Origin of the sequence: Pedobacter jeongneungensis (assembly GCF_039538295.1) — a bacterium.
GTDB lineage: Bacteria > Bacteroidota > Bacteroidia > Sphingobacteriales > Sphingobacteriaceae > Pedobacter > Pedobacter jeongneungensis.
The window spans coordinates 143312-164092 of the sequence record NZ_BAABBY010000005.1; the positions used below are offsets into that span (position 1 = coordinate 143312).

Consider the following 20781-nt stretch of genomic DNA (forward strand, 5'->3'; position numbering starts at 1 on the left):
AAATGAAAAAAATAACAAACATATTATTGCTCGCAGGCTTAACCTTAAGCTTGTCTTCTTGTCTGAAAGATAAGGGAGCCGAGTCAAACTTGTATGGGATCAATCCATCCTTAGAGGATAATAAAGTGGTAAATATTCCTACAGCTGGTACTACTTTTACTGTTGCTGGTACATACCCGCTTACAGGTACGCCTGCTACCACTCCTGTAACTATTACTATTCCTGTGCATCTTTCAGCGAAGGATGTTGCAAGTGAAGAAGTGAATGTAACTTTAGCCGGCGATCCAACTGACGCCCGAATTACCGCATATAATGCTACTATCGCAACTAATCCAAAATTCATTAGGCTTCCAGCTGATAAATATGTTTTATCAAATGGCGGTGTAGCGAAAATTGCTCAGGGAAGCAGAGATGCATCTGTTACCTTAACTTTTACACCTTCGGCATTAACTCCGGGCGTGCGTTATGCACTTCCTGTTAGTATCGCAAGTATTGATAAGTCAGGCTATATTATCAGTGGAAATCAAGGATATCGCATGTTTCTTCTTACAATAAGATAATCCTGTTTTTGTACGGAGAATAAATTCTTGTAAAAACGGCCGTTTGTAGAATATACAAACGGCCGTTTTTTTGTTGTAATTGCTATCAGGAATAATATTATACCAATAGTATTACAAAGCATTAAAGTGATCAAATAAGATTGCTAGATCACCATCTTTTTTTATGTTTAATTTATAGCTGGAAATATAATTATCAACTTCTTTTTTATCTTGTGATAAGATTGGGTATATAGCGCTTCTCTCTCTTTTAATTTTCTCCAGTTTTCCCGCCTTTTCAATAAAATAGGTATCTACAGGCTTCATTTTTTTAACAGAATAAAGCATTCCTGCTTCTCTTTCATCTACCCTTTTCATCTGTACTCTTTTTAATAAGGTGATTTTCCCTTCCGATAGAATTTCGTAAAAAGTTTTTTCATTTCCGCCGTCTATTGAAGGGTACCCAGATTTAAATTTTTTGCTTGCTCCGCCATTTTCTGAAGATGTAATGGTAAATTCCTTTACTGCAAGCTTAAATAATTGTGGTAAATCATTATCTGCTTTAAATATTAAACGGTCGTTGCTTAAATCGTACATAAGGTTCATCCCTTTATACAAACTATCATTAGATAATTTTACCGATCCTTTATTCCATGTTTCGTATAGATAAGAAACATCATTATTTCCTTTGGTCGTGTTTCCTGAATAATTTACATCATTATTTGCCAGTTGCAGGTTTACCCCTAATTGGGCATGACCGGCTAAATAAGGCAATACAAAAACTAATGACAATACGATTGTTTTTTGAAAGAGATTTTTCATGTTAATATGATTATTTATATAAACTTACAAATAATCATGGCCTTTTACTATTAAGCATAGGTTGTAATTAAAAAAAAGAAAAGACTTATCGTGAAGATTCAAATCAGAATAACCTTTTCTGAACTATGTTTCATTGAATTTAAAGTGGAACCAAAAAAATTTGCTTAAGTGCAAACAAACCGTTAACTAAATAGTTAGTACTAAATTTTAATTGAAATATAGTAATCAAAATGTCATAATTTAGTTAAAGTCACGCTCTTTGTAAATTTCGAGACTTAAAATTTGAACTACGCTTCAATTATTTTATAAATTCGAACCTCATTAATTCAATTATCCCTAACTAACTTAAATTTCATGAAAAAACTTCTACAAAGTTTGTTCGTGCTTTTGTTAATCGCATCCTCTGCAATTGCACAAAACCGAACAGTCTCAGGTACAGTTACTTCAAAAGAAGATGGTTTACCTCTTCCAGGAGTAAGTGTAAAAGCGGGTGGCACAAGCGCTGTTACTCAAACAAACGTTGACGGTAAATACACAATTAGTGTTCCTTCTACGGCAAAAACATTAGAATTCTCTTACATTGGTTATACTAAACGAACGCTTGCCATTACAAGTGTACTAAATGTTACTTTAGTTGCCGATAACCAATCACTTCAGGATGTTGTAGTAACCGCGTATGGTACGGTTAAAAGACAAAATTTTACAGGTACTGCTGCAACTGTAGGCAGTACGCAGATTAAAGATCAATTGGTTAGTAACATTGGTAACGTATTACAAGGTCAGGCAAGCGGTGTTGTTGCTGTTAACAGTACTGGCCAGCCTGGTGCGAACCCAACTATCCGTGTACGTGGTATTGCTTCGGCAAATGCTTCTTCAGATCCTTTAATTGTTTTAGATGGAGCAATATACGGCGGTCATTTAAATAACATTAATCCCAATGATATCGAAAGCATTACCATTGGCAAAGACGCAACCGCAACATCATTATACGGATCGAGAGCAGCCGCGGGTGTTTTGTTTATTACCTCAAAAACAGGATCGGGCAAGCCTAAAATTGATATAAATATTAACAGTGGTTTTTCTAACAGAGCTGTTAAGGATTATGAATACCTGGGCTCTCAGGGGCTTTACGAAACTACCTGGGAAGGTCTTCGTAATCAGGCATTAATTACTCCGGCTTTGGTTACTTCTTCTGGTTCTGCATCTGCAGCAGATTATGCCAGCAAAACTGTTGCCCCTACATTAGTGTATAACCCATATAATCTTGCTCAGCCGGTTGGTTTAGATGGTAAACTGGTTGCAGGTGCAAATGCACTATGGAATCAGGATTGGGCTGATGCGTTATTAAGAACCGGAAAAAGAACAGACGTTAATGGAGCTGTTTCAGGCGCTTCTGATAAAACACGCTATTATATTGGTGGTGGTTATCTGTCAGATCAAGGTTTAGCAACAGAATCTCAGTTTAAAAGGTACAGTGGCCGTGTTAAATTAGATAACCAAACTACTAACTGGTTAAAAGTTGGCGCAAACGTAAGCGGGTCTTTTTCTACTCAAAACTATCCAAACCAGGCGGGTTCTGGTTACTCTAACGTAATCTCCTGGATCCGTACGGTATCAAGCATTTATCCTGAATACCTTTTGGCTCCAACAACTGGTCAGCCAATTTTAGATGCTAACGGTAATAAACAATACGATTTTGGTAACAACGGACCATTGCTTCGTCCGGTATTAAGACCAGGTAACCCAGCGGCTACTACTTCAATGAACCCTACTACTTACGATCGTTATTTAACTTCACTTAACGGTTATGCAGAAGCTAAAATCATTGATGGTTTAACAATCCGTTCTCAATATGCTTTAGATTACTATCAATACGCATTTGACCAGTATTATAACCCATTTGTAGGTGATGGTGCTGCATATAGTGGCAGAAGTGAAAAGTACAGAGAAACAACAATTACGCAAACGTTAACAAACACTGCCACATACGATAAAACATTTGGTGTTCACCATCTTAACTTATTGGCTGGTTGGGAAGTTTATAAATACAAAGATAACTATACTGATGCAGAAGCAAGAGGTTTTACTTTCCCTGGTACTACCGAGCTTTCTTATGGTGCAACGCCATATACTGCAAGTTCTAATACTTACCTGAACAGACAGACCAGTTTCTTTGGTAGAGCAAGCTATGATTATAAAGATAAATATCACGTAACGGGTTCGGTTCGTGGTGATGGAAACAGCCGTTTTGCAGAAAATGTTCGTTGGGCAACCTTCTATTCAGTTGGTGCTTCCTGGAATGTTAACCGCGAAAGCTTCCTTTCGGATGTTAAAGCGCTGAGCGACTTAAAATTAAGGGCAAGTTATGGTACAACTGGTAATCAGGCATTATTAAACAGTGCTGGTAGCCAAAGTTATTTCCCTTATCTAGGCGTTTATACCGGCGGTGCAAACATTGCAGGATATAGCGGTTCTTACATTTTAAGTGCAGCAAACGACGTTCTTACCTGGGAGAAACAAACGGATTTAGATCTGGGTATTGATTTCGGTGTTTTGAAAAATAGAATTTCAGGATCATTTACCTACTTCAACAAAAAATCAAAAGGATTATTGTTTAACAGGCCATTAGCTCCTTCAAGTGGTTTAAATGGTGTTAACGATAATATTGGTCAGTTATCGAACAAAGGTATTGAGGTTGAGTTAACTACAAGAAACTTTGCCGGTAAAGATTTCCAATGGACAACCTCGATCAACTTTACACACATCAGAAATAAAATTACATCACTTCCTCAACCTACCATTACAGGAAGTAACTTTTCTCAGCTTTCTGTTGGAGAATCATTATATAATTTCTACTTAAGAGATTATGCTGGTGTTGATCCTGCTGATGGTCGCCCGATGTGGTATCTGGATCAAACAGATGCTAATGGAAATATCACACAAACAACCACAAAAACCTACAGTGCAGCAACCCGTTACTATAAAGGAACAGCGTTGCCAAATGCTACTGGCGGTATTAACAACACATTCAGCTACAAAAACTTTGATTTGAATGTGCTGGCTTCATTTAGTTTCGGCGGAAAAATTTATGATTCTGATTATGCCGGCTTAATGCACGCGGCAATTGGTACAAACCCAGGTTACAACTGGAGTGTTGATATATTAAACAGATGGCAAAGTGCAAGTAATCCTGGTGATGGCGTAACTCCTCGCTTAACCGGTACAACAGATGATCAGGCAACTTCGGCTTCAACACGTTTCTTATATGATGCAAGCTATGGCCGTATCCGTAACATTACTTTAGGTTACCGTTTGCCTCAGCGTTGGTTAGATAAAGTTAAATTTGCCCATGCCAGAATTTTTGCAGATTACCAAAACCCATTCACCATTTTCGGTCGTAAAGGTTTAGATCCGGAGCAAGGTATCGCTGGTGTTACCAATAACGCTTCTGTTGTTTACAAAACCTTATCGTTCGGCGTTAACTTCGGATTTTAGTAGGCCTATTTAAAAAAGATTATTATGAAATTTAAAAAATATTTATTGATTGGTTTAGGTGCTATAGCGCTTTCATCATGCACCAAAGATTACCTTAACGAGCCTCAGCCTGCTGATGGCAGCGTTTCGGATGTATTGGTTTTTAATTCTAAAGTGGGTGTAGATAATGCTCTGACAGGTATTTATTACCTGATGCGTAATTACCAGGGTTCTGCGCAAAATATGTACGGTTGGAAAACGGTACAGTTGAACTTTGATTTGAGGGGTAATGATATGATCTCCGATGCGAGTAACTGGTGGTTATACGAAAACAACTGGAGTGATAATACTTACGGAAGAATTGCTACAGCATCACGTAATGCCCAGATCTGGAACCTTTGCTATAAAGTAATTAACAATGCAAATGCCATTGTAACCAACATTAACAAGTTACCAGAATCAGATGCTGTAAAAAATGCTTTTGTTGCAGAAGCCAGGGCCTTAAGGGGTTGGGCTTACTTTCAACTGGCAAGAGTGTATCAGTTTACTTATGCCAAAGATATAAATGCAGCAGGTGTGCCGATTATGTTAGAAGCTACTACAGCAACTACTACAGGTAAACCACGTTCATCAATGAAAGATGTTTATGCGCAAGTAGTGTCTGATTTAGAGTATGCAACTGCAACATTAACCACAACCCGTGTTGATAAATACCGCATTAACAAAAGTGTAGCTCAGGGTATTTTGGCTGAGGTTTATCAGGAAATGGGAATGGCAGATGCTTCATTATGGACAAAAGCGGTTTCTAATGCACAGGCAGCCAGAACTGGTTTTACTTTAATGAGTGCCGCAGATTATAAAGCTGGTTTTAATACTGTTTCTAATGCAGAATGGATGTGGGGCTTACAATTTAATGCATCACAGTCGTTATCGTATGCATCTTTCTTCGGTTATATCGAACCTTTAAATACACCAAATACCTCTTTCAAAGCGAGGTATAACGATTTATACATCAATAATACTTTCGTAAGTTTATTTACTGCTACTGATATTAGAAATACTTTCTTGGCTGCACCTGGACAATCTAGTGCTTTAACCTGGAAAAAATTTGTAACCTACAAATTTCAGGATAATGCAACTCAAACAGGCGATTTTGTAATGATGCGTGCTGCTGAAATGTACCTGATTGAGGCAGAAGGCGATGCGCAGCAAGGTTTATTAGAGCCTGCTAAAGATGTGCTTTTTGTATTGCAGAAACAGAGAGATCCTAATGCCGTTCGCTCAACAGCTACAAGTAAAGATGCATTAATTAATGAAATTCTGGTAGAACGCAGAAAGGAATTATACGCAGAGATGGGAGTTGAATATTTCGATTTAAAACGTTACCAGAGAGGTTTAGTTCGCAATGGTATCCAGTGGAGTTTATTAAATATCGCTGCAACCGACAACCGTTGGAGGTGGCAGATTCCACAAACAGAAATGGACAACAATAAGAGCCTAACCAGCGCTGATCAAAATCCATTATAGATTTATAATATAATTTCAAGCCCTGTAACCAAAAGTTACAGGGCTTTTTTTTAAGTAACTTTGATGTTGTTTTTTTTAATACCTATAATATTTTGATGTTATCCCTCTATGGCTAATTATTTCTAAATTGGCTATTTACATTTAGCTGATTTATTTCCTCACCTCTACCTGATTTTGACTGGTTATTTTAATCGTGATGTTTTTGCCGGGTTTTTCTGATCAATCGATATCGCCTCATAATCATAATTTTTCTAACCCTGTTTTAATGTAATTGTATCTTTTTAAATAGATAATTAGCAGTTAATAGTTTGATTATATTGCTTTTTTGGTGTTTCTAGCTGTTTTTGACAGATTTTACTGATGATTTTTAGCTTCTTTTTGAATAATCACAAAAAAAATAAATTAATTTTTATTTTGTAAAATTTGCATGACGTTTTTCTAAATCCTATATTGGATTATTAAACGGAAACTAAACTAATTATTTATGAAACAACTCGCCCAGAGTTTGTTCTCATTGTTGTTCATTGCAACCGGAGCAATAGCACAAGAAAGAACAATCAAAAGCGCTGATGTGGCCAGAGAAGGCTACAAAGATCCCCCGGAAACAAGTGTTAAAATTCAAAATGCGACCTATAGAACCACCATCACTGGCGCAATTGAAAATTTAACTTAAATAACCCTGGTCGTTAACTCAAAAATAACTCAATCATTAACTTCTAATATTTAATCTTTAAACCGGCAATAAAAACAGGTGCAGTTCTTATTGTTGAATTTGTGTTGCAGAATACAAACCAATTGCACGATTATTAACTAAACTAAACTAAATTTTTTTATGAAAAAACTTCTACAAAGTTTGTTCATATTGCTGTTTATTGCCTCTTCGGCAATAGCGCAAGAAAGAACAATCACTGGTACAGTTACGGGTAAGGAAGACGGAATGCCGCTTCCTGGTGTAAGTGTTAAAATTAAAGGCGCAACCGGCGGAACCACAACTGGTGCAGATGGTAAATACACAGTCCGTGTAACATCAAGAGCAACAACATTAGAATTTTCGTACATAGGTTACAGTACTCAATCAAGAACGATCGGAGGAGGATCAGTAGTCAACGTGGCTTTAGAAAGCGATTCGAAAACGTTAACAGATGTAGTGGTTACAGGTTATGGCGTAACCAAGAAAAAAGATTTTACCGGATCGGCAGCAAGCGTTAAGGGTGACGATTTAAAAGATAAACCCGTACAAAGTTTTGTGCAAGGCTTAACTGGTCAGGCTGCTGGTGTGAGTATTATCCAGCCGAACGGCTTGTTAAACAATCCTCCGGTAATCCGCGTAAGGGGCGTAAGTTCAATATCACTAAGTTCTTTTCCTTTGGTAATAGTAGATGGTATCCCTTTTCCAACCGGCGATGCCTCGGCTAACTCTGCAGCAAATAACCCATTGGGCGATATTAATCCGTCGGATATTGAATCTATCGACATTTTAAAAGATGCTGCCTCAACCGCATTATATGGTTCCAGAGCTGCAGCAGGTGTATTGGTAATTACCACTAAAAAAGGAAAAACCGGCGATGCCAAAGTTACCTACGATGGTTGGGTGGGTGTAAATAACGCCGTACGTTTACCAGAAGTATTAAATGCACAACAATATATCGATTCGAAAAATGCTGCTGTTAAAAATGCATTAGCAATTAATCCCAGCGCACTTACCGCTGCTCAGAGAGACGCTAACGGACTAAGTTTCTTCCCGAGCTACAACGCAGATGGTTCATTGGTAGATACCAAATGGTATGATGAAGTTTACAGAACGGCTTATTCGCAAAACCATAACGTAACCATAAGCGGCGGAACAGCTAAAACAACTTATTACATTTCGGGTGGTATTTCTGATCAGGACGGTTTCTTGAAAGCGAATTCTTTTCAAAGAAACTCTGCGCGTGCCAATTTAACGCACAAAGCCACAGATTGGTTAGAGTTAAACTTAAACCTGAATTACAACAACAGTTTCAATAAATCGCCACAAAGTGGATCTGCTCCGGGTTCAGCATTTGCGTCTTCAGGTTTAGGTCGTATTGCCATTGCTGCTGCGCCAAACGTTTCTGTATATAAACCAGATGGCAGCTACAACTTAAGCGGTCAGTACATTGGTAACAATGCCAACCTTATTGCTGGTACCTGGGCACACCCAACTGTATTGGTAGAAAAAGATTTAAATACATCAGAAAATACCCGTTTTTTAACTAATCTGGGTGCAACTTTCAAAATTGTAGATGGATTAACCTTTAGGTCAAACTACTCATGGGACAGAAGTAATACCGAAAATATCCAATTCTGGAATCCTTTATCAGGAGATGGTTTTACTTATACTGGTTATGCATACAATAATACTGCACGCCGTAACAACTGGAACTGGATTAATACCGTACAGTATAACAAAACTTTTGGTGGCGACCATAATTTAAACTTAACCTTAGGCTCGGATGTTCAAAAAACAAGAACAGTAAACTGGGGAGCTATCCGCCAGGGCTTAGGTGATCCAACTTTCTTCAATCAGTTTCAAGGTACTTATGTAACCAATGTTCCTGGAGGAAACAGCATAAACCAAATTTCTTTCGAAGCTTATTTGGCAAGCGTTAGCTATAACTATAAGGGTAAATATTTCTTAAGTGGTAATTTTAGAAGAGATGGTAACTCTGGTTTGGCTCAAGAAAACAAATGGGGTAATTTTGGTGGCGGATCAATCGGATGGTCCATCTCTCAGGAAGATTTCTTCAAAAATTCATCGTTAGCAAATACCATCAGCAATTTACGTATCCGTGCAAGTTATGGCAGGGTTGGAAATGCAAACGTAGGTTCGTACAATGAATACACCACTTATAGTCCTGCTTTATATGGTGCTATTCCTTTTGCCTGGTTATATGGACAAGCTGGAAACAAGGATTTGAAATGGGAAACCAGTAACCAGACCGATATCGGTTTAAATATCGGGTTCCTGAAAGACAGACTTACCTTTGAAGCCGACTACTTCCATAAAGATATCAATAACTTAATTTTAGATGTTCCTCAGGCGCCATCAAAAGGTATCCCGGGCGGAAGTATCCTTGCCAACGTAGGTTCGATGTATAACAAAGGATTTGAATTTGCAATTTCAGGTGTTCCTGTAAAAACAACAAACTTCACCTGGACCACAAACCTAAACTTTACGACAATTAAAAATGAGGTAACTGCATTAGATCCAAACGTGAAACAAATTATCGGTACTACGAGTTCTTTAGAATCGGCAAGTGTTACCACAGTTGGCCAGTCTATCGGAAGTATATATGCGGTTAAAACGAATGGTGTTAACCCGGCTAACGGACGCAGGATTTTTATTAATGCGGCAGGCCGTGAAGTACAGTATTTACACCTTGGCGGTGCAAACGCATGGACATACCTCGATGGTACCCCAGCTCCGTCTCCGGCAGGTGATGCTCAGGTAATTGGTGGTACCCTGCCTAAATGGTATGGTGGATTTAACAATACATTTGCTTATAAAAACTTCGATCTAAACATCATGTTTACTTATTCCGGCGGAAATTACATCTATAATGGTTCTCGTGCAGGATTATTAGACCAACGTTTCTGGAACAATTCAACTGAGATCTTAAACGCCTGGACTACACCTGGTCAGGAAACCAATATTCCAAGAGTGGTTTACGGAGATAACGTTTCCAATGGATCATCATTCCCTATTGATGCCAATGTTGAAAAAGGAGACTTTCTTCGTTTGCAGGCAGCAACTTTGGGATATAAAATTCCAAAATCTGTATTTGGTAAGATCGGTATCAACAGCGCAAGGGTTTATGCTTCTGTAAACAATGCTTTTATTATTACAGGCTATACAGGCGTTGACCCGGAGATATCTACTAATGGTAACTCAAACCTTGCGAGTGGTATCGAACGTAATAGTATTCCTCAGGGAAGATCTTTCACCTTCGGAATTAGTTTAGGATTATAATTTTAACTACAAATCAACATGAAAATTTTTCATATCAATTCATACAAACAGAAGGTTGCTATATTGGCAGTAACAGCATTGCCATTAATAGGTTTTGTATCTTCTTGTAAAAAAGATTTTCTGGTGGCAGCACCAGAATTGACCCTTCCCGATCAAGATGCATTTGCCAATCCAACAAGGATTTTAGGACAAGTAAATGGTTTATATGTGTCGCTTAAATCTGGTTCATTTCTTGGTGGCAGATACGAAATTTACAATGACATCAGGGCCGAGGAATTTACGAACAGATTAAGTAATAACGTTACAGGTTATGATGTTTATGGGGGAACCAACAACTCCACTAATACCTATATCGCCAGTTTTTGGTCGCAGGGTTATTTAACCATTAACAGGGTAAACCTATTTTTAAAAGGGATAGAAACCAATTCTACTGTTTTAACTCCTGCTTTAAATGCCAACTACATCGGCGAGGCTAAGTTTATCAGGGCTTTGAGCTATTTTTCTTTAATACAGATTTTCGCTAAACCTTATGTCCAAAATAACGGAGCATCACGTGGTTTGCCATTGCGTTTGCAGCCTGAAACATCACTGGCCAATAATGCTTTAAAAAGCAGTACGGTTGCAGCAGTGTACGCACAGATTTTAAAAGATCTGGATGATGCAGAAGCTGGCTTGCCTGATACTTATTCTGCGTCAGGTGCCGCAGAAACAGCACTTCTCCGTACAACACGTGCGCACAAAAACACCGCAATTGCTTTAAAAACGCGTGTTTATCTGGCTATGGGAAATTATGCGAAAGTAATTGAAGAAGGGAATAAACTGGTTCCGCAAGTTGCTCCATTTATCAACACAGCAAGAACACCTCAGGCTTTACAAGCTAATGTGGCTAATGTGTTTGCTGCACCTTATACTACTTCAGAATCTATTTTCTCTTTACCGATGGCAGATACTAATGCGCCTGGAACACAGAATCAGCTTGGGTATTACTATAATAGTAACGTAGAATACTTCCTGAATCAAACAGGTGCAGGTATATATGCAGATGCCGCATGGCCGGCAACTGACGCCAGAAAATCCAGTTTAACAGGAAATGTGGCCCTGTCTTCTACCAGTACGGTGCGTAGGGTAATTAAATTCTCAGGAACTTCACCATTTATTGATTATGTTCCAATTATTCGCTATGCAGAAGTGCTGCTTAATGTTGCTGAGGCAGAAGCTTTGGTAACTGGTGGTAATTTAGTTCGTTCAAGAGCCATATTACAGGCTGTACGTACACGTTCTGATGCTACTTATGTATTTGGTGTGTTTGCTACTCCAGCCGATCAGGTAAATGCAATTCTGAAAGAAAGGCGAATTGAGTTACTGGCTGAAGGATTTAGGTATAACGATTTGGCCAGAAAAGCCACTCCGCTCCCTTCTTTTGGTATCGGTGCTGCTGTTCCTGTTACGGATGACCGCTACACTTTCGCTATACCGCTTGCAGAAATTAATACCAACTCAGAAGTTAATAACTTCTAGTTAAACAATATTGCCGAGGCTATCTTTTTAGATAGCCTCTTTTTTTACTATCTCTTGCTGAGCTGAAAAATAGCTTATAAAAGCTAAATTTTGTAATCTTTTCAGCACTGCCAACATTCGGCTAACTTCCCTCTTTAATCGTTGACCCTCAGTTTATTCCATGTTTTAAGGTTTTTTGAAAATAGGAGAAATTTTTATTTTGTAAAATTTGTATTACAAAATACTAAGTCTTATATTGTACTATTATTAACTAAACTAAACTATTTTTTTTATGAAAAAACTTCTACAAAGTTTGTTCATATTGCTATGTATTGCCACCTCAGCAATTGCGCAAGAAAGAACAATCACTGGGACAGTTACGGGCTCGGAAGACGGAATGCCGCTTCCTGGTGTAAGTGTTAAAATTAAAGGAATATCCAGCTCTGGTGTTTCTACTAATGCAACAGGTAAATTTTCGATTAAAGTAAGTGCAGATGCTAAAACTTTAACTTTTTCTTCTGTTGGATATTCGACACAGGAAATTGCTATTCGGGGAAGCATAATCAATGTTTCTTTGGAAGTTGATTCAAAATCCTTATCAGAAGTTGTAGTAACGGCATTAGGTCAAAAAAGAGAAGCTAAATCTTTAGGCTATGCAGCTACTACCGTTGATGCTTCAAAATTAACCGCTGGTCGTTCAACTAATGTGGTAAATGCATTAGCAGGTAAAGTAGCGGGTGTAAAAATTCTATCAACGGGCGGTGCAACAGGTGCTTCTTCAAATATCAATATCAGGCAGGCCACAACCTTTACCGGATCGAACCAACCGTTATGGGTATTGGATGGCATTCCAATTGATAATGGCGGAGGAGACCAATCAGTAAATACGGGAAGTACGAATTCGAACAGGGGTATTGATTTAAACCAGGACGATATTGAGTCGGTAACGATTTTGAAGGGGCCAGCTGCGGCCGTACTCTACGGATCAAGGGCTGTTGCCGGGGCAGTTATCGTAACCACTAAAAAAGGAAGTAAAGGTCAGGCTGGAAGAGTAGAATTAAGTAGTAATTACAATTATATAGAAGTTAACCGTTTACCGGATTATCAGAATCAATATTCTCAGGGCGCCAATGGATTATATGATTCTTTTTCACAAATGTCGTGGGGAGCTAAAATAATAGGCCAAACGGTTACCAATTACCTTGGTAATCCGGAAACCCTAACCGCTTATCCTGATAATGTTAAGGATATATTTAAAGGTGGGTATAACCTGCAGAATAACGTTACTTTTTCTGGAGGTACCGAAAAAACAGCCTACTATTTTAATTATGGTAATTTTAAAGAAAGTGGATATATCGATAATAATACTTTGGCTAAAAATAACTTTACTGTTAACGCCAGTACACAATTGAGTAAAAATTTAACCATTAGTTCTTCAATTCAGTACATCCATAATAATTCTGTGGGTACCCCTACCGGTAATGCAAGGTCAAATCCCTTATTTGATGGTATGACTTTACCCAGGACCTATAATCTTGCAAATTATCCATTTGAAACGGCTGCAGGTTTGAATAATATACCAAGCAACCGTGTTAACAATCCAGGTTATACTTATTATAATGTTTTAGGTACAGATAACCCCCTATGGTCAATTAAATATGTATTATTTAAACAAAAAATAGATCGGGCCATTGGTAATGTGGGTTTAGATTATAAAATAGCTGATTGGTTAAGTGCCAATTACAAAATCGGGATTGATCAATATACCAATGTGTCCAAAACAATCAACGAAAAATCGGCAAACAATAATCAATCTGCCAGTAGAACAGGTTCCATTATAGATAATACCACCAACAGGCGTGAGGTGAGTTCGTATTTCAATTTAGTGGCCAATAAAAGGTTTTTAAAAGATTTTGGTGCCAGATTTTTATTGGGTAACGAGATTAATTATAGAAGAACAGATCAATTGCAGGTAACTGGTAATGGCATACAGGCAGCGCATAACTACAATATCTCCAATACCCTAACTTATGTTCCGCTTCAAACCATAAGAGAACAAAGTTTGGTAGGGGTATATGCCGATATTAGTTTAGATTATAAATCCTTTGCATACCTTTCATTTACAGGTCGTAGAGATGTTTCTTCAACTTTTGCTCCTGATAAAAGAAGTTATTTTTACCCTAAAGTAGATGCCAGTTTTATTGCTACAGAGGCTTTTCCGGAGTTAAAACAAAACGATATTTTAACCTACCTGAAAATCAGGGCTAACTATGCAAAAGTAGGTAGAGAAGCACCAATTTATAGTACCGGCACTTATTTTAGTACTGCGGGTCCTTCTGATGGTTTCGGGCCAAATCTTATTTTTCCATTTAATGGAGTAAATGGTCAAACTTTTTCAAATGCAGCAGGCAATATTAATATCAAGCCCGAATTTACAGCTTCAAGAGAAGTTGGTTTAGAGGCTAAACTTTTAAAAGACAGGTTAAGTATTGATGTTGCGTACTATAGCACTAAAAGCACCGACATTATATTTTCTGTGCCTAGTGCACCTTCTTCAGGTTATACCAGCACCCTGTTAAATGCCGGAACATTAAAAGCTCACGGTATTGAGTTGTTGATTAGTGGAACACCAATAAAATCTACAAACTTTAACTGGGATTTATCTGTAAACTTTACCAAAGGCAGAAATGAAGTAGTAGAACTGGCACCGGGTGTACCCTTTATTGGCAACGGTGGCTTTACCAATCCGCAGGGACGGATTGTTACCGGATATCAGTATGGAACACTATTCGGTCAGGTATTTAAAAAACTTAACGGTAAGGATGTGGTTGATGCGAATGGCAGGTTAAGTTCTGGTCAGATCAACACTGCAGAATTACAACCCATTGGCGATCCAAACCCAAAATGGACGGGCGGTGTAAATACCACCTTCTCTTATAAAGGCTTATCATTAAGTCTATTTGCAGATATACGTTACGGGGGCGATATTTATTCGAGAACAATTACCGATTTAAGAAGATATGGTGTGGCTGCAGAAACAGGCAACAGAGATCGTTTATATATGCACAACGCAGTATATGCCGATGGTACGCCAAACAATACCTTAATTACAGCCGAACAATATTATAGCGATTTGTATTCTTCTGCAGCCCAGGAATACGCTGTTTTTGACGGTTCCTGGATCAGGTTACGGGAGGCCACAATCTCTTATCGTATCCCGGGCAAATTATTAAACAAATTAAGCTTTATAAAAGGAATTAATGTTGGTTTAACCGGAAGAAACCTTTTGATGTATGCGCCCAATTTCCCTCACTTAGATCCCGAGAATAACCTTTTAGGTGTGGGGAACGGACAGGGGATTGAGTATAATGGCCAACCTCAAACAAGAACCTATGGTGGATTTTTAAAATTATCATTTTAGCATTAGGAGAGTTTAAATATGAAAATTAATATAAAGAAAGTAGCTTTTGGATTGGCATTAGCCATAACAGGACTGAGCTCGTGCAAGAAATTTGTAGACATTAATGATGATCCTACACGATTAAAAGATCCCGATGCAAGTTTGGTTTTACCTGCTGCACAAGGTAATCTTGGCTTTACAATGGGTTCTGATATACACCGTTTTACAGCTTTATGGGTGCAGCAGTTTGCTGCACAGGGTGGTGGTGCAGCCCAGCCTACGCAATATGATAAATATGCCATAGGTGAAGGTGATATTAATAATACCTGGGCAGCAACTTTTGCAGGTACCCTGACCGATTTACAGAAAGTGATCGAAAAAACTAAAGCAACAAGCCCCAAATATGCAGGTGTTGCAGAATTGGTAAAAGCGTATGTTTATCAGACCCATGTTGATGCATTTGGAGATTTGCCTTATACAGAAGCTATAGGCTATGAAGCGAATTTAAAACCTAAGTTTGATGGATCTTCTGCCATATATGACAATGTGTTTAATTTAATTGATGAGGGTATTGCAGATATCAAAAAAGCATCTTTATTGGCCCCTGCAACTGATGACCTGTTTTATGGAGGCGATATGGATAAATGGGAACGTTTTGGAAATGCTTTAAAATTGAGAATGTATATCCACTACTTTTCTACCAACGGAACTGCTGCAGATGCAACGAGAGCTAAAACGGGTATAACCACTATATTAGCTGGCAATAAACTGTTACGGGCGAATACCGACAATTTTCAAATGCGGTTTTTAACTTCTGCCAATCAAACCAACCCTATTCACCAATTTGAAGGATCAAGACCGAACCAGTTTTTTCCAAGTAAAACTTTGGTAGACATCATGAATGCCAAGAGCGATAGCAGGAGAAATTCATTTTTTACATTACAGGCGGGTTCATATATTGGTGCTACTAATGGAAATGGCGATATAGTGGTAAGTACTTCCTTTTCGCGCATGAGCACTTACCTTAGAGGAAAGCTTTCAGCAGGTGCATATTCTGGCGAAGCACCAATAAGAATGTTAACATTTGCTGAGCAAAATCAGATTTTAGCTGAATATTTCGCCAGAACAAACGGTGGAAATGATTTAACCACGGCAGATACTTATTATAAAGCAGGCATAAACGCTTCATTTGCAAGTGCAATTGAGTTTTCAGATGTAACAGAAGCTGGGGCTGTAACCGCCGGTTTAGCTACTTATCTGGCTTCAGCAAATGGAACGCTGCTAACTGGTAATGCGCTGCAAAAAATCATCGAAGAAAAATTTGTGGCTAACTTTGGGGTTGCTATAGAGCCATGGACGGACTGGAGAAGAACAGGATTTCCTGTATTATCGCCGGTATCTCCTTCAACAGCCATTCCTCGCATATTACCATATTCATTTAACGAAAGAAGCTACAATCCTAACACACCAGCCCGACCTTCAGTATTTGTAAAATCTGTATTCTGGGATAAATAATTATAACTATGAAAAGAATTTTAATCATATTATTTGCATCAATTTTAGGCCTGGCCTCATGCAAAAAAGATCCAAAGCAACCTGAAACACTTGATACAGTTGCAACCATTACTTTTGATGGTAACTTAAATACGGTATCAGGCACCTACTCAAGCTATGCCACAGCTACTCCTACTACAAAAGGAACAGGAACTGTAAATATTGTAATTACCTATAGTGGAGATGTAAAAACACTTTCATTTACCACGCCAACAGGTACGGTAATCAACAATCTGGGCACCGCAACAGTAAGCGGAGGCAGTTATACCTTTACCAAATTGGTAAAAGATTTACGTGGCGCGGCTGATGCGCCGCTCCCAACCTCTGGTACAAGCGGCGCAGTTATTTTAACGGTTACGGCCACACTCGGCAATGGCCAGACGGTGAAACGCTTTTTTACCATTAACATTACCGGATAATTTGCTAAAACAAAGGCCTGGAAATTTTCCGGGCCTTTATTTCTTAATTGAAAGAATAGTTAAGCTATTTCTTATCCACACTATATTTTCCCGGGCCGATAAAAATCAAGCCGAAAAATACAATGCCTAATTCTATTGCATGGCTGGCACCGCCTAATCCATCTCCCTTGCCAAAATGCACTAAAGCGGCAATAATCATGGTAAAGATTAATAAAATTAAGGCCGGTCTAAAAAACAAGCCTACAATTAGAAGAAAACCACCAAAGGTTTCAGTCGCTGCGGCCATAAAGCCCCAAAATATCGGCAAAAAATCTATGCCGATTACTTTCATACTTCCGCCTAAGTTTGTCCAGCCGTTTGGCCCGCCGGCAAGTTTTGGAAATCCGTGGATAATGAACATTACTCCTATGCCCAATCGCAAAAGTAACAATCCGGTATTGCGGTATTTTCCTAAATTATCTAAAATCGCCATCTTATAAATATTTAAATTGAACGTTATTGGTTTCTACATGTAATGCTACTTCGGCGCCCAAAGCCATACATAGGTTGTTTTCAATATGCCCTGTAGGGAAATTAAAACAAACCGGGTAGTCGTATTCCTTAACAATCTCCCAGATTACCTCATCGGCTGTTTGCCCGAATGAAATTTTTTCTTCTGCTATCTCATTAAAAGCACCAACAATTAAGCCTTTTAAATGCTTGAGTTTGCCAGCCCTTTTCAGCATCCGTAACATCCGATCGATGCTGTATTCATGTTCGCCAACATCTTCCAGAAATAAAATTTTATCTGTAAAATCCATTTCCGAAACCGAACCCTGCATCATGGCCAGTAAAGTAAGGTTACCGCCAATTAAAATGCCATTGGTTTCTCCAACCCTATTTTTAAACGTGCTCTGGTAATTATACTCCTGTTTTTCGCCAAATAAAGCCTTTTGTAAAGATATTAAAGCTTCAGCTGTTGATTCATCGAAAGTGTAAGGCATTTGTGCATGGAGGCACTGCGTATGGCTTTGTGCAATCAGGTGCGATAGAAGCACCGTAATATCGCTGAAACCTACAAACCATTTCGGGTTTTTGTTAAATTCGGTAAAATCAAGGTTATCAATGATACGGATGGCGCCATAACCTCCGCGACCAGAAATAATGGCTTTTATTGATGGATCATCTAAAAAGCGCTGAATGTCTTTTGTCCTTAAATGGTCGCTTCCGGCAAACTGGTGGTGACTGGCATACACACTATCGCCTATAATAACCGCTAAACCCCAGCTTTTTAATATTTCAATGGCATGGTCTATCGGTTTGGGTAATTTTTTTGCCGGACATACGAGGGCAATTTTATCTCCTTTTTTTAAATACGGGGGCTGCTTAATCATCTTCAAAACACTTATCTTTGCCAAATTAATAAAAATTGTTTTGGATAATAGTAAAATAAAAAGATATACCGTAACTGCGGCCCTTCCATATACCAATGGACCGGTTCATATTGGGCACCTTGCTGGTGTTTACATCCCTGCAGATATTTATGCCCGTTACTTAAGATCGAATAAACGTGATGTGAAATTCATCTGCGGATCTGACGAAAACGGCGTTCCGATTACTTTAAAGGCCAAAAGAGAGGGAATTACCCCTCAGGAAGTGGTAGATAAATACCACAAAATTATTGGCGATTCTTTTAAAGAATTCGGGGTTTCTTTTGATATTTACCACCGTACTTCTTCGCAAACCCATCACCAGACAGCAGCCGATTTCTTCGAAACGCTCTATGATAAAGGTGTTTTTACAGAAGAAATTACCGAACAATATTACGATGCTACGGCGAAACAATTTTTGGCCGATCGTTACATCACCGGTACCTGCCCGAAATGTGGCAACGAAAATGCTTATGGCGATCAGTGCGAAAACTGTGGCTCTACGCTTAATGCGACCGATTTAATTAATCCAAAATCTACCCTGTCTGGCGATAAACCGATTCTGAAAGAAACCAAAAACTGGTTTTTACCGCTCGATAAATACGAAGACCGTTTAAGAGCCTATATCGAAAGCCACAAAGAATGGCGCCCTAATGTTTACGGCCAATGCCAAAGCTGGTTAAATGCCGGTTTACAACCAAGGGCAATGACCAGAGATTTAGATTGGGGAGTACGCGTTCCCCTTCGCGATGCTGAAGGAAAAGTACTTTACGTATGGTTTGATGCGCCGATTGGTTATATTTCCGCCACGAAAGAACTTTGTAACTACGCAAAACTGGATGTCTGGAACCCGAAAGCGGAAGAATATTATATCAGCAGTTACGAAAGTGATAAATGTGGCTGGGAAGAATATTGGAAAAGCGACGAAACCAAATTAGTCCACTTTATTGGTAAAGATAACATCGTTTTCCACTGCATTATTTTCCCTGCAATGTTAATGGCGCATGGCGAATATACTTTGGCCGATAACGTGCCTGCTAACGAGTTTTTAAATCTCGAAGGACAAAAAATATCCACTTCTAAAAACTGGGCAGTTTGGCTGAACGAATATTTAACGGAATTTGAAGGTAAACAAGATGTTTTACGTTACGTATTAACTGCAACTGCGCCTGAAACGAAGGATAATGATTTTACATGGAAGGATTTTCAGGCAAGGAACAATAATGAATTGGTTGCTATCCTGGGCAATTTTGTAAACCGTGTAGTGGTACTTACCCATAAATATTTTGGCGGTTCGGTTCCTACCTGTATGGAAATTACCGATGTAGATCAGGCTGTTATTGATGAACTGGCTGGCTATCCTGCAAAAATTTCTGCCTCTATTGAGAACTACCGTTTTAGAGAAGCCTTATCAGAAGTAATGAATGTGGCGCGTTTGGGTAATAAGTACCTGGCAGAAACAGAACCATGGAAACTGATTAAAACCGACGAGGACCGGGTAAGAACGATATTGCATATTGCACTTCAAATTGCTGGCAATATTCAGATCCTGATTGAGCCTTTCTTGCCATTTACAGCAGAAAAATTAATGAAAATGCTTAAAAATGGCGGACATGATTGGGAAAATGCAGGTACAATCAACCTGTTAAAACGCGGTCATGAAATTGGCGAAGCTGTTCTTCTGTTCGAAAAAATAGAAGATGCTGAAATTGATTTCCAGATTGAGAAATTAAACCAGAGCAAAGCCAGCAATGCTGCCAGTACAGCGATTGCTGTTCCTGCAAAAGAAAACATCCAGTTTGATGATTTCTCGGCCATGGATATCCGTGTAGCCACCATTATTGCTGCAGAAAAGGTAGAGAAAACCAAAAAACTATTAAAACTGACTGTAAATACTGGTATTGATGAAAGAACAGTCGTTTCTGGTATCGCCGAATATTATAAACCTGAAGATATTGTTGGTAAACAAGTAAGTATGATTGTAAACCTGGCTCCACGCGAAATTAAAGGGATATTATCACAGGGAATGATCCTGATGGCAGAAAATGCTGAAGGAAAACTTACTTTTGTGGCTCCTGCAGAGAAGTTTCAGGAAGGTAGCGTAATCCGGTAATATCACAGATAATAATAAAAAAAGCCATCTGATCTACTG

Annotated in this window: 13 protein-coding genes; 10 read left to right on the forward strand and 3 right to left on the reverse strand. The window is 38.6% G+C overall.

Translation table 11 applies throughout. The annotated features are described in order from the left end of the window. The first annotated feature begins 2 nt into the window (after positions 1 to 2). Positions 3 to 560: a DUF1735 domain-containing protein gene (locus tag ABD769_RS10915; protein ID WP_344851451.1), complete on the forward strand. Its 558-nt coding sequence runs from the start codon at positions 3 to 5 to the stop codon at positions 558 to 560. A gap of 111 nt (positions 561 to 671) precedes the next feature. Here ABD769_RS10915 and ABD769_RS10920 read toward each other — a convergent pair whose 3' ends face one another. Then, positions 672 to 1358: a hypothetical protein gene (locus tag ABD769_RS10920; protein WP_344851452.1), complete on the reverse strand. Its 687-nt coding sequence runs from the start codon at positions 1356 to 1358 to the stop codon at positions 672 to 674. Between the two features lie 354 nt (positions 1359 to 1712). On the opposite strand from ABD769_RS10920, the gene ABD769_RS10925 reads away from it, so the two are divergent. The 8 genes from ABD769_RS10925 to ABD769_RS10960 all read left to right on the forward strand — a co-directional run bounded on the left by ABD769_RS10925 (position 1713) and on the right by ABD769_RS10960 (position 17220). Next, positions 1713 to 4853, forward strand: coding sequence for a SusC/RagA family TonB-linked outer membrane protein (locus tag ABD769_RS10925; RefSeq protein WP_344851453.1), 3141 nt, complete (start codon positions 1713 to 1715; stop codon positions 4851 to 4853). A gap of 24 nt (positions 4854 to 4877) precedes the next feature. Next, positions 4878 to 6359 carry a RagB/SusD family nutrient uptake outer membrane protein gene (locus tag ABD769_RS10930; protein WP_344851454.1) on the forward strand — a complete coding sequence of 494 codons (1482 nt, stop codon included), beginning with the start codon at positions 4878 to 4880 and terminating at the stop codon, positions 6357 to 6359. 484 nt (positions 6360 to 6843) lie between these two features. Then, complete coding sequence (locus ABD769_RS10935) at positions 6844 to 7032, forward strand: hypothetical protein (protein WP_344851455.1); 189 nt, start codon at positions 6844 to 6846, stop codon at positions 7030 to 7032. A 159-nt stretch (positions 7033 to 7191) separates the two neighbouring features. Further along, a complete protein-coding gene (locus ABD769_RS10940; RefSeq protein ID WP_344851456.1) occupies positions 7192 to 10350 on the forward strand; it encodes a SusC/RagA family TonB-linked outer membrane protein in 3159 nt (1052 codons plus the stop codon). Between the two features lie 18 nt (positions 10351 to 10368). After that, a complete protein-coding gene (locus tag ABD769_RS10945; RefSeq protein ID WP_344851457.1) occupies positions 10369 to 11868 on the forward strand; it encodes a RagB/SusD family nutrient uptake outer membrane protein in 1500 nt (499 codons plus the stop codon). A gap of 271 nt (positions 11869 to 12139) precedes the next feature. Next, positions 12140 to 15268: a SusC/RagA family TonB-linked outer membrane protein gene (locus ABD769_RS10950; protein ID WP_344851458.1), complete on the forward strand. Its 3129-nt coding sequence runs from the start codon at positions 12140 to 12142 to the stop codon at positions 15266 to 15268. Positions 15269 to 15286: 18 nt separating this feature from the next. Next, positions 15287 to 16762 (forward strand): SusD/RagB family nutrient-binding outer membrane lipoprotein, encoded by a 1476-nt coding sequence (locus ABD769_RS10955; protein WP_344851459.1) that lies wholly within the window; start codon positions 15287 to 15289, stop codon positions 16760 to 16762. Between the two features lie 8 nt (positions 16763 to 16770). Then, complete coding sequence (locus ABD769_RS10960; protein WP_344851460.1) at positions 16771 to 17220, forward strand: hypothetical protein; 450 nt, start codon at positions 16771 to 16773, stop codon at positions 17218 to 17220. Positions 17221 to 17284: 64 nt separating this feature from the next. Here the strand turns inward: ABD769_RS10960 and ABD769_RS10965 are convergent, their stop codons facing one another. Both ABD769_RS10965 and ABD769_RS10970 read right to left on the reverse strand, forming a co-directional pair. Further along, a complete protein-coding gene (locus ABD769_RS10965) occupies positions 17285 to 17692 on the reverse strand; it encodes a DoxX family protein (RefSeq protein WP_025141574.1) in 408 nt (135 codons plus the stop codon). Position 17693: 1 nt separating this feature from the next. Next, positions 17694 to 18593, reverse strand: coding sequence for a S66 peptidase family protein (locus ABD769_RS10970; protein WP_344851461.1), 900 nt, complete (start codon positions 18591 to 18593; stop codon positions 17694 to 17696). Positions 18594 to 18633: 40 nt separating this feature from the next. Here ABD769_RS10970 and metG point away from each other — a divergent pair, with 40 nt between their 5' ends. Beyond that, the gene (metG, locus tag ABD769_RS10975; RefSeq protein ID WP_344851462.1) at positions 18634 to 20742 is read left to right on the forward strand and encodes a methionine--tRNA ligase; all 2109 of its coding nucleotides are present in this window, start codon (positions 18634 to 18636) and stop codon (positions 20740 to 20742) included. Positions 20743 to 20781 lie beyond the last annotated feature (39 nt).